This is a genomic window from Nocardiopsis prasina DSM 43845, from assembly GCF_000341265.1.
GTDB lineage: Bacteria > Actinomycetota > Actinomycetes > Streptosporangiales > Streptosporangiaceae > Nocardiopsis > Nocardiopsis prasina.
The window spans coordinates 1-11,307 of sequence record NZ_ANAE01000138.1; the positions used below are offsets into that span (position 1 = coordinate 1).

General features: G+C 73.4%; 6 protein-coding genes and 1 pseudogene. 4 read left to right on the forward strand and 3 right to left on the reverse strand.

The window, feature by feature from the left end; genetic code table 11:
• Positions 1-329, forward strand: a pseudogene (locus D452_RS28350) (septation protein SepH); the annotation flags it as partial.
• 109 nt (positions 330-438) lie between these two features.
• Here the strand turns inward: D452_RS28350 and D452_RS0115200 are convergent.
• Both D452_RS0115200 and D452_RS0115205 read right to left on the reverse strand, forming a co-directional pair.
• Positions 439-2,538: a PH domain-containing protein gene (locus D452_RS0115200; RefSeq protein ID WP_394297088.1), complete on the reverse strand. Its 2,100-nt coding sequence runs from the start codon at positions 2,536-2,538 to the stop codon at positions 439-441.
• 212 nt (positions 2,539-2,750) lie between these two features.
• Positions 2,751-3,332, reverse strand: coding sequence for a PH domain-containing protein (locus D452_RS0115205; RefSeq protein WP_193374240.1), 582 nt, complete (start codon positions 3,330-3,332; stop codon positions 2,751-2,753).
• 135 nt (positions 3,333-3,467) lie between these two features.
• Here D452_RS0115205 and D452_RS0115210 point away from each other — a divergent pair, with 135 nt between their 5' ends.
• Together D452_RS0115210 and D452_RS0115215 are read left to right on the forward strand one after the other, a co-directional pair.
• Positions 3,468-4,442, forward strand: a complete 975-nt coding sequence (locus D452_RS0115210; protein ID WP_017545011.1) for a daunorubicin resistance protein DrrA family ABC transporter ATP-binding protein — start codon at positions 3,468-3,470, stop codon at positions 4,440-4,442.
• Positions 4,439-5,266 (forward strand): ABC transporter permease, encoded by an 828-nt coding sequence (locus tag D452_RS0115215; RefSeq protein ID WP_026129339.1) that lies wholly within the window; start codon positions 4,439-4,441, stop codon positions 5,264-5,266. Before D452_RS0115210 ends, D452_RS0115215 begins: the two co-directional genes overlap by 4 nt.
• Positions 5,267-5,350: 84 nt before the next feature.
• Here D452_RS0115215 and D452_RS0115220 read toward each other — a convergent pair whose 3' ends face one another.
• Positions 5,351-8,632: a BTAD domain-containing putative transcriptional regulator gene (locus tag D452_RS0115220; RefSeq protein WP_017545013.1), complete on the reverse strand. Its 3,282-nt coding sequence runs from the start codon at positions 8,630-8,632 to the stop codon at positions 5,351-5,353.
• Positions 8,633-8,899: 267 nt separating this feature from the next.
• Between D452_RS0115220 and D452_RS0115225 the strand changes: the two genes are divergently transcribed.
• Entirely contained in the window at positions 8,900-9,493 is a 594-nt protein-coding gene (locus D452_RS0115225) for a YbhB/YbcL family Raf kinase inhibitor-like protein (RefSeq protein WP_017545014.1), read from the forward strand.
• The last annotated feature ends 1,814 nt before the right edge of the window (positions 9,494-11,307 follow it).

The window sequence follows — 11,307 nt, forward strand, 5'->3', positions numbered from 1 at the left end:
ACGAGTACCGGCAGCCTCCGGAGCCGCCCTCGGCGCCGGACTGGCTCGACGCCCGGCCCGCACCGGCGCCCGCGCCCCACGTGGAACCGGCCGAGGCCCCGGCGGTTGAGGACCCGCAGCAGCGCCCGCGCCGCCGTCGGGCCACCATCGACCTCAACGACAAGGGCACGCCGCGCCGCGCCGCCGACCAGGCTCCCCCGGCTCCGGCCGTCCCGACGGCCGCGACCGGTTCCCCGGCGGGCGGAGCGGCCAAGCGCAAGGGGCGGGGGCGCCGGGCCTCGGTGCCCTCCTGGGACGAGATCATGTTCGGCTCGAAGAAGAGCGAGTGAGCGAACCCGGCCCCGGGGACCAGTGGTCTCCGGGGCCGGGCGGACAGCGGTGAGGGGCGGTCGCCATCGTGCGACCGCCCCTCACCGCTGTGCCCGGTGGTCCGCCGACTCAGCCCCGGGGCGCCTCACCGGCGCCGTCACCGGGCCCGCGCTGCTCTTCCCCAGCCAGGAAGGGCCGCACCATCTCCGGGGTGATCCGCGCGGCGAAGGCCACGGACCCGTCGAGCGCGGCGTCCTGCGCCGTGTAGCCTCCCGTGCCCGCGCCCACGGTGACCTGGAGGTTGGCCAGCGAGGAGCGGCGTTGGAAGAGCGTCTGGGTCCAGGTCCACCCGATCACCGCCGACCGCTCGACCGTGGCCTGCGAACGGGACAGCGAGCCCGACCGCACGCTCACCCGTTCGCCGTCGTAGCCGTGCCCCAGTGAGCGGTAGCGGTCGATCCCGAGGGGCACCCCCAGAAGGGCCAGGGCCCCGGCGGCCACGGCCAGCCAGGTGACGTCGAAGTACGCGGCCACCGAGGCGACGGCCGCGAAGGGAAGGACCGCGCGGGTCAGACGCCGGAACAACGCGGCGCGGGGGTGCCGGACCAGTCGCCCCCGGAACAGGGTCAGTGCCCGGTCCACCACCGGCTCCACCGTCGACCTCGGACCGACCGGCAGCAGCACGGCGCGTGTCGCGGCGTCACCCAGGCCGGTGACGATGGCGCGCAGCCCCACCACCCCGCGGGTGCGTTCGAGGGGGTTGTCCTGCAACTCGTACCCTCTGATGCGCCGCTTCTCCAGAGTGACGCTGCGCCGGGTGAACAGGCCGCGCTCGGCGACCAGCGACCCGTCTCGATCCCTCAGGGAGAAGCCCCAGTGGGTGATGGCGTAGGAGACCACCGCGAACACCGGCATCAGCAGCACCAGGACACCCGCGAACACCGCCCCGAACAACACGAGGAAGGCACGGTCCGCCGTGGTCACCCAGTCAATGAAGTAGTCGGTCACCATCTGCCCGGCCGACTGCTGCACCATGCCGAACAGGGTCGCCAGCACCACGAACGGCGTCAGCAGGTAGCCCAGGCTGAGCGCCCCGTACAGGTACCACCTCCGGGGCATGCTGAAGTACGTGACGGTCTCGTCGGGGTCCCCCTCTCCCGAGGGCACACCCGTGGTCGCGGAACCCTCGGTGGGGGGCACTCCCCCGGTACCGCCGGACTCTCCGGGCACGGCCGCCCCCGGGCCGCTCTCCTGTTCGGTGAGCACGGCCTTGCGGTGCAGCAGGACCCGGCGCAGCCGCTCTGCCTCCTCGGCGGAGACCGCGTCGAGCTTGCCGTCCTCGGTCCCGGCCGCCGAACCGGCGGCGGCCTCGATCCGAACCACGGCCACACCCAGCAGGCGGTGGAGCAGGGAGCTGGTGACGTCCACCCCCCGCACCCGTTCCAGGGGGATCGTGCGCCGTGAACGCCGGATCAGGCCCCTGCTGATCTCGACCCGGTCCGCACCCACTTCGTAGCGGAAGGTCCGCCACGTGACGAACCCGCCGACGAGGAGCACGACGACGCCCATTCCCGTGGCGGCCAGCAACCACGGGTTGAACCCTCCGAGCACCAGACCGGCGAGGACCGGAAGGAGGAGGCTCCTGAGCTGGTTGATCGGCCCGACCACCATGGTGCGCGGGCTGAGTCTCCGCGCGCTCTCCGCCCCGAACCCCGTCGACGGAGGTGGCGGCTGTGCCTCTCCCCACCAGGATCGGGCGGTCTCGCCACCGGGGGTCCCTCCGCCGGCGACCTGCCCCGGAGGCACGGGGTGCCACGGGTACGGTCCGGCGCCCTGCGGGTGCGGCTGCTGCGGCGCGTTCGGGTGGTACGGCTGTTGCGGTTGGTTCCAGGGCTGGGGTCCCGGGCCGTGGCCCGAGCCCGGCCCGCCCGCGCTCCCGCCCTCGTCGCCGGGGCTGTCGCCCGCAGCGCCACCCTGCCAGGAGGCGGTCCCGTGGCCGGACCAGGCGCCCGGGGCGGTGCCCGGCCCCTGCCGGGGTCCGGGGTCACGGCCGGTCCAGGGGTTCGACCCCGGGGCGGGTCCGGGGGCGGACCAGGTGCGGGGACCCTCGCCCGGACGGCGGACGGGACCGTGATCGGGCGGCCCGGAGCGCGGACCGGGTCCGGGCTGGCTGGCCCCCTGCCCGGGGTGGTTCCCGGTCCAGGAGCGGTCCCCGGGACGGTGATCCACCGGCCACGGCTCCGAGACGTGGCGGGGCGCCGCGCCAGGAGCCGCCCAACCGCCTCCGTCCGGTGCGGTCGGGGGTTCGGAGGGTGTGCTGCCCGGGGCTACCCAGGAGCTCGCTCCCCCGGCCGCGTCGGAATCGGGACCGGCGGGGTCCGTGCCGGGCCCGTCCGGCTCGTCCGGCCCGCGCTCTTCGTGGCGTCCGTGCTGTTCGTCCATCAGGTCGCGTCGTCCCGCAGGGTTCCGGCGCGCACGGCCAGCTCCTCGCTGAGCCTGCGTGCCTCGTCGGCGTCCAGCCCCTCGATGGTCGAGGAACCGGCGTAGGAGGCGGTCTGCACTTGGAGTGTGGCCACGTCGAAGATCCTCTCCAGCCATCCCTGGGTGTGGTCCACGGTCTGGAGCCGGTTCACCGGGACCAGCTGCCAGGCGCGGCTGATCCACCCCTCACGGGTGTAGATCACGTCGTCGGCGACCTCCCAGCGGTGCACTCGGTACCGCCAGGACGGGACGATCGCGATCTTGGCCACGGCGTAGACCGAGTAGGCGACCGGCAGCGCCCAGGCGTTGTGTGAGGCCCACTCGGGGATCCAGCCCCAAGGAGCCGCGCTCGCGGCCCACGCGACCAGGCTCAACAGGACCAGGTTGAAGACCGCGCCGAAGAGCAGCCGGAGCGTCCACACTCCGATCGCACGCCCGCTCACCCTGCGCAACGGAGGTCGTAGCCGCGCGGTCCCGGCCGGTCCGGGCGGATCGGGGAACTGTCCCGAGGGGGGAATGGCGTCGTGGGGCGGGGTGTTCATCACGTGCACGAGTCTAGGACGTCCCCCCCGGACCACAGCGGGCGCCAATGATGTCAGGACGGGGCGAACCATGCTGTCAGCGTTCTGTCAGTGCAGGTCGGCACACTCGGGGACAGACGTTGAAACGGAGGACCAATGACTGACGCCATCCGCGCGGAGGGTCTGGTCAAGCACTTCAAGGGCAAGACCGCCCTTGGCGGAGTGGACCTGACGGCGAGAGCGGGGGCCGTACTGGGCGTCCTGGGACCCAACGGGTCCGGTAAGACGACGACCGTACGCATCCTCTCCACCCTGCTGCGGCCCGACGCCGGACACGCCACCGTCGGCGGCCACGACGTGGTGCGCGAACCACACGAGGTACGCCGCCAGATCGGCCTGACCGGCCAGTACGCGGCGGTCGACGCCGAGCTGACCGGCACCCAGAACCTGGTGCTCATCGCCCGCCTGCTCGGGTTCGGACGCGCCGGCGCCAGGGCCCGGTCCAGGGAGCTGATGGAACGGTTCGGACTCTCCGACGCCGCCGACCGCCCCGCCAAGACCTACTCGGGCGGTATGCGCCGCCGCCTGGACCTGGCCGCGAGCCTCGTGGGCCGCCCCGCGCTGCTCTACCTGGACGAGCCGACCACCGGTCTGGACCCGCACAGCCGCAACGGCCTGTGGGACGTGGTGCGCGACCTCGTGTCCGACGGCGTGACCGTGCTGCTCACCACCCAGTACCTGGAGGAGGCCGACCAGCTCGCGGACGACATCGTCGTGCTGGACCACGGCAAGGTGATCAGCCGAGGCACTCCCGAGGAGCTGAAGAGCCACGCGGGCAACCAGGTGTTGCAACTGCGCACCGTGGACCCCGCGCAGCTGCCGCTGGCCACCCGGATCGTCGAGGCCGTCACCAGCTCACCGGTGACGACCGACGGGCTGCTGGCCAGCGTCGCGGTCACCGACGTGGGCGTGCTGCCCGAGACGGTGCGCCGCCTGGACGAGCAGGGCGTGTCCGTCGCCGAACTCTCCCTGCGCAAGCCGAGCCTGGACGAGGTGTTCCTCGCCCTGACCGGCCACCCCGCCGATGACGAGACCGCGGGTCAGCCCGCGAACGAAGGGACCCCAGCATGAGCGCCGTGACGACCCGGCCGAGGTCGGCACAGGAGGGCGCGCCGGTGGCGCCCGCGCACATCTCCCCTCTGACGACCGTCCAGCACGGGCTCCAGCTCACCTGGCGCAGCGTCCTGAAGATCCGGGCCAACCCCGAAGAGGTCTTCGGGTTGATGCTGCAACCGGTGATGTTCGTGACCCTGTTCGTCTTCGTCTTCGGACAGGCGATGATGGGCGACTGGCAGAGCTACCGCGACTTCCTCATGCCAGGCATCGTCGCGCAGTCGGTGGTGTTCGCCACGATGGGCACGGGCTTCAGCCTGAGCCAGGACGTGGAGAAGGGCATCTTCGACCGGTTCCGGTCCCTGCCCATCGCGCGCTCGGCCCCGCTGATCGGCGCGATCCTGGGTGACCTGGTCCGGTACGCGATCACCGTCGTCATGGTCATGCTGGTCGGCGTGGCGATCGGTTTCCGTCCCGAGGGCGGGTTCCTCGGTGTGCTGGCGGCCAGCGCCCTGATCCTGCTGTTCGCGTTCGCGCTGTGCTGGATGTCGGCCTTCGTCGGCATGCTCGTCCGCACGCCGATGGCGGTGCAGTCGTTCGGGATGATCCTGCTGTTCCCGCTCACCTTCGGCAGCTCGGCGTTCGTCGCTCCCGACAACATGCCGGGCTGGCTGGCTCCGATCGCGGCGAACAACCCGGTCACGCACGTGGTGGACGCCATGCGCGGGCTCATGCTCGGCGGTGACGCCGCCGCTCCCGTGGCCTGGACCCTGTTCTGGACCGTGGTGATCACGGCGATCTTCTTCCCGCTGGCCGTATGGGCCTACCGCCGCCGCACCTGATCCCCGGGCCGCTGGGCGCCGCCGTGTGAGGCGGTGTCCAGCGCGCCGGGGCGCCCTGGGGTCACGCGGGGGCCGGCGGGATCCTCACAGTGCCCAGTCCCCGAGGTCGACGTCGTCCGGGACGATCGGGGCGAGCCACCGCGCCACCCGGTCCCGAGCGGCCTCCCGATCGCTGTCCTCGCCCTCCGCGAGCAGACGCGCGAACCCCTCCGCCCCCAGATCCTCCTCCAGCCGTGCACGGACCCGGCGCCCCTTGGGCGTGGCGGTGTCGGCGACCCCACGCAGCTGGGTGGCGTAACCGAGCATGAACGCGGCCCACTCCGGCTCCTCCCCCGCCACCATGGACGCCATGGTGTCCAGGACGTCGGCGCCGAACGGTCCCAGCCCGAACCGGGCCAGCCACCAGGCCCGGCCCACCTCCCGCCAGGCCAGGTCCGTCTGGCCCTGCGCCCAGGCGAGGTCGGCGGCCTGCACCCGCCACGCGGGTTCGACGTAGGCCGGGGCGAAGCCGCCCAGGGCGGCCACGGACGGTTCGGTCTCCTCCAGGAGCCGCCGGGCCTCGACCATGCGGCCCGCGGCGCACAGCCACTGGATCTGGGTGAGCCGGAGGGACACCAGGTGCTCGTCCTCGGCCGAACCGCCCAGGAGCCGCCTGAGGTCCAGCTCGGCCTCCGCCACCTCACCGAGGTCGACCAGGATCTGGGTGCGCCGGGTCCGGAACATGGCGACGACCCCCTCCAGCCCGCCCTCCTGCGCCAGGGCGATCCCCCCGTCGAGCAGGCGGCGGCAGCGTTCCAGGTCCGTGTAACGGACCACGTCCACCAGGTGCACGATCGCGTTGCACTGCCCCCACACGTCGCCGAGTTCACGCATGGACTCCAACGCGGTGGTGGCCCGTTCCACGGCCCCGCGCGCGTCCCCGTGGACCCCGTCCAGGAGCGAGAGCATCAGGTGCGTCATCGCCCGGGCCCAGGGGTCCCTCTGGTCCCGGAGACTCTCCTCGAGGCGGGTGCGGGACGGGCCTCCCGGATACCCGTCGGTCATCGACCGGTACACCAGGCAGAGGATGAGCACGGGGTGGTCCTCGGCACGGAGCCCGGCCCCCGCCAGCACCTCCTCGACCCGGCCGAGGCGTTCGACGACGGTGGCGCGGCCCAGGTCCATCTCCCCGGATCGGTGGAAGAGGCAGCTCGCGTAGGCGACCTCGTGCCCCTCAGGAGGAGAGTCGCCCACCAGTTCCAGGACCTGACGGGACCACCGGGCGGTCTGCTGCCAGTGCTCGTCCAGGGACCAGTACCACTGGGAGTGCTCGACCAGGTCCAGGGCCAGGGCGGCGTCTCGCCGCTCCACCGCCCAGTGGAAGGCCGCCACGCAGTTGTCGGACTCCGCACCGAGCCGGGCCAACCAGTGCCGCTGGCCGGGGCCGCGCAGTTCGGGGTCGCCCTGACGCCACAGGTCGCGCGCGTAACGGGCCTGCGTGTCCCGGACGCGCTCCTCCTCACCGCTGGCAGTGAGGCGTTCGGTCGCGTAGGCGCGGACGGTCTCCAACTGCCGGTAGCGGGCGGGGGTGTCCTCTCCCTCGGGGGTCTGCGCCACCACGAGCGACTTGTCGACGAGGGCGAACAGGACCGTCCAGACATCGTGCCCGGCCACGGTCCCGTCCGGGCCGTCCGGATCGGACCCGACCCGTTCGACCGCCTCCAGGGTGGCCCCGCCGGGCATGACGGCCAGGCGGCGCAGGAGGCGGCGCTCGGGTTCGTCGAGCAGCTCCCAGCTCCAGTCGACCACCGCCCGCAGGGTGCGGTGGCGGGGCAGTGCCGAGCGGCTACCGCTGGTGAGCAGGCGGAACCGGTCCCGGAGGCGGTCGGCGAGCTGGGCTGGCGACATCGCGCGCAGGCGCGCGGCGGCCAGTTCCAGCGCGAGCGGCATGCCGTCGAGTTCGCGGATGATCCGGACGACGTGGCCCACGTTGTCGGCGTCGACGGTGAAGCCGGGGAGCACCGCCCGCGCGCGCTCGGAGAACAGGGTCACGGCCGGGTAGCTCCGTACCTCCTCCACCCCCGCGTCCTCGGGCGGCTGGTCGAGCGAGGGCACCGGCAGCAGGATCTCGCCCCCGACTCCCAGGGGTTCCCGGGAGGTGACGAGCACGCGTAGGTCGGGACAGCGCGTGAGCAGGACCTCGACCAGGCGGGCGGCGGCGTCCACCACGTGCTCGCAGTTGTCCAGCACGATCAGCCCGGAGCGTTCCCCCAGGAAGGAGACGGCCCGTTCGAGGGGGGACAGCGGCAGCACGGCGGCGCGTGTCTGGAAGACGGCCTGCCCGCGCAGGTCCAGGGCGGTGGCCAGTGCGTCGGGCAGGTCGGCGCCCTGACGCACTGGGGCCAGACCGACGAACCACACACCTCCGGCGGCGAGTTCCGGTGCGTGTTCGGCCAGGTGGGCGGCGGCCTCCACCGCCAGCCGGGTCTTGCCAGACCCACCCGGGCCGGTGAGGGTGACCAACCGCGCGGCGGAGAGGCCCTTCACCGCCGCGCGCACCTCCGCGTCGCGTGGGACGAAACCGGTCAGGGTCCGGGGCAGACGGACCACCGCTGGGGGCTGCGGTTCCGCTGGCACGGAGTCGTCGGGCACGAGTTCTCCGCGCAGAAGCCGCAGGTGGACCCGCCCGAGGTGGTCGGAGGGGTCCAGACCGAGTTCGTCGGCGAGCCGCTCCCGGAAGGCCTCGTGGGCGGCCAGGGCGTCGGCGGTCCGACCGTTGCCCGCCAGGGCGCGCATGAGGAGTTCGACGGGGCGTTCGCGCTGCGGTTCCCTTGCGGCCAGCGCCTCCGCCTCGGGCAGAGCCTCCACGAAGCGGCCGAGGTCGATCCGGGCCTCCAGGTGGTCCTCGCGCGCGGTGCGTCGGGCCTCGTACAGGCGCAGGGCGATGTCCTCGGCCACACCGTGGACGGTGAGGTCGGGCAGGGCCGGTCCACGCCACAGGGCCAGTGCCGCCGACAGGGCGCGCTCGGCCTCCTTCGGACGACCGGCGAGGAGCCGCTCCCGCCCGTGCCTGGCGAGCTCGTCGAACTCGTGGAGGTCCACCTGCCCAGGGGTGACCTCCAGCCGGTACCCGTAGGCGTCACCATGGAGACGCACGCCACCGCCCAGGGCGCGGCGCAGGCGGGAGGCCAGGGCTTGGAGCGCGTTGCCCGAGGCGACGCGTGCGTCCTCACCCCAGATCGCGTCGGTGAGCTGTTCGGTGGACACCTGCTGGCCGGGGCGGAGCAGGAGGAGCGTCAGGAGGGCGCGCAGACGGGCGCCGCCGATGGTGAGGGGCTCTCCGGAGGCGTCGTGCACCTGGAGGGGCCCCAGAAGGGAGAACCGCACCGACCCATCATCACCGATCCGGGGGGCGACCCGGGCGTCGTGGCCGGGCCGCGGCGGGCGGGGACGCCCTCGCGACGCGGGTCCGTGAACGGTCCGGAATGCCGTGGTCGCGGCCGATCGCAGTAGGGTTCGCTCAGGACCGTGTCGCGCCGACCGTCGAGGTGCCCGTGCGCACGGTTCCCTCGTGACCGGTCCGGGGTCCCCCCGCGCCCGGTCCGACGTACCGCGAGTCTCGCCTTTTGGCCCGAAAGTCCAGCAGGAGCCCCATTGTTCCCGGTCTTGCCTTCCCTCCGGACCACCGCCGCGCACGGTCTGCCCCGAACCTCTCCCGGTACCCGCGCGGGTGCCGTGGCGGTGGGCGCCGCCCTGCTCGCGTCGACCGGTTGCGGGGTCTCCTCGGAGCTGAGCGGTGAGATGCCGACCGACATCAACGTGACCAGCCCGATGATGCAGGAGGGGCAGCCCCTTCCCGCCGCGTACTCGTGTGAGGCCGACGGCGAGCCGGTGTCGCCGCCGCTGAGCTGGTCGGGTCTGCCCGACGACGTGGGTTCGATCGCGCTGGTGGTGGACGACCCGAGCGCCGCCGTCGTGTTCTGGATGGTCTACGACCTGGACCCGCAGCTGGTCGAGCTACGGCAGAACACCGTCCCGGGCGACGCGAAGCAGGGACAGAACACCGCCGGTGACGCCGCCTACGGGGCTCCCTGCCCCGAGGAGAGCGACGTGCACGAGTTTCGGTTCACCGTGTACGCCCTGGAGGGGCACCTGGACCTGCCCGAGGGGGCGGCCCTGGACCTGACCCTTGAGGCCATCGCGAACCAGGCCGTGGCCCGGGGTACGCTGCTCACCAGCAGCGAGTGAAATGGGTCATAGTCAGCGATTCTCCGCGCTCGAAACCGGACGGACCCGCCCGACCGACCGCACGGGGAACAACTGAGGAAGCACCCGTCGCCCTCTGCACACAGCGCGCGACAGCGCATACAGTGGGTCCGTGCCCCTCACCCCATTTCAGTTGACCGATACCCGTCCAACCGCCCCGCGGCACCCTGACCCGAGACCGCGTCGGATCACCGGCGGTCGCGCCCTGCCAGCCACCGGGCCCCGGCACGTCGGGTCCACGCGGAACCGGGCCGCCGCCTTCCACCCCCGACCGGTACTCGCCAGGCCGGTCCCAGGCGCTCCCCGGGCGCGGCCGACCTCCCCAAGGTAGTGCGTACACCATGACCGTCACCGTCATCATCATCACCGCCGTCATCGTCGTGCTCGCCGTGCTCGTGCTCCTCCTCCTGGGGATGCGCGCGCTCAGCATCGGCTCGCGTGAGGACGACTACGACGACGAGTACGAGTACGACGACGTCGAGGACAACGACCGCGACGACCGGCGCGACCGGCGGGAGCGGGACGATGACCCCGAGGACGACGAGGTCGCCCCCAGGGGCCGGTCCCGCAGATCGCGCCAGGACGCCGGGGGCAGGCCGGAACGGCGTTCCAAAGGCAAGCGCCAGCGCGGTGTGGACTGGGAGGACGACTCCGACGGGCTCTCCGACAATGACTTCTGGTCGAGTCTGAGCGACGAGGACGCGGCCCCCGCCCGCTCCGGCGGGCGCGCGGACGCCACCGGACCCGGTGACGACGACGGTTACGCGGACGACTACGAAGACGACTACGAGGACGACCGGGCGTCGGCGCGCCAGGACACCGTCATCCAGGCCCCGCCCGCCGGGGCGAGTGCCCTTTCTCCCGCCCAGCCGGAGCGCGGCCCCACCGGCCCCACCGACCTGGCGATGCTGGCCAGTCTGGGACAGAGCAACACGCCCGCGCCGCCCGAGCCCGCTCCGCGCCACCGGGAGCAGCGCCCGCCCGAGCAGGGGCTCGGCCAGGGCCCGGCGGCGCTGCCGCCGACCCAGGGTCTGCCCCCCACGCAAGGGTTGCCCCCCACGCAGGGGCTCCCCCCGGCCCGGGCCGCGGCTCCCTCCCCCTCCTCTCTGGACGACGACCCGCTGGGGCCGGGTTCCTGGAGCCCGCGTCCCCCCTCGACCGGTGACCCCTTCGAGGGCCGCGAGCCGATCCGGCCCTCTGAGCGGCGGGAACCGATCTCGCAGGACCCACTGGGTGGCGGCTCCTTCGGCGGCGGACCGCTGGGCGGCGGCAACCCGGGCGGCGGTTCACTCGGCGGTGGACCGCTGGGCGAGGGGCGTTCGTCGTACGACAGCGGGTCGACGAACCACTCCGACTACCCGCCGCTGAGCGGCGGGACGGGGCCCCGCGGGGGGGTNNNNGGCGGCGGTGTCGGCGGGTCGGTTCCCGCGTCCTCCGACCCCCTGGACCCCGGGTTCCGTCCGACCCCGGCCAGCGGCCACGACCTGAGCTCACCGATCTGGTCGAGCATGGACACCGGCGCCCACCAGCGCCCCGACCTGTCCTCGCTGGGTGGACTCGGGTCCGGAGCGGGCCACGGTGGCCCGAGCGGCGCCCACTCCGCTCCCGACGCCGGCGCGCAGCCCGCGCCGGGTCAGCCGATGGGCGGCCCGACCGTCCCCGGGCACCAGCTCCCCGGGTCCACCGATCCTCTGACGGGTGGGTACGCGGCGAGTTCGTTCACGTCCGGCGCGTCCTACGACAGCGGTTCCTTCTCCCGGCCCGAGTACGACACCGGCACCCACCAGCGCAGCCCC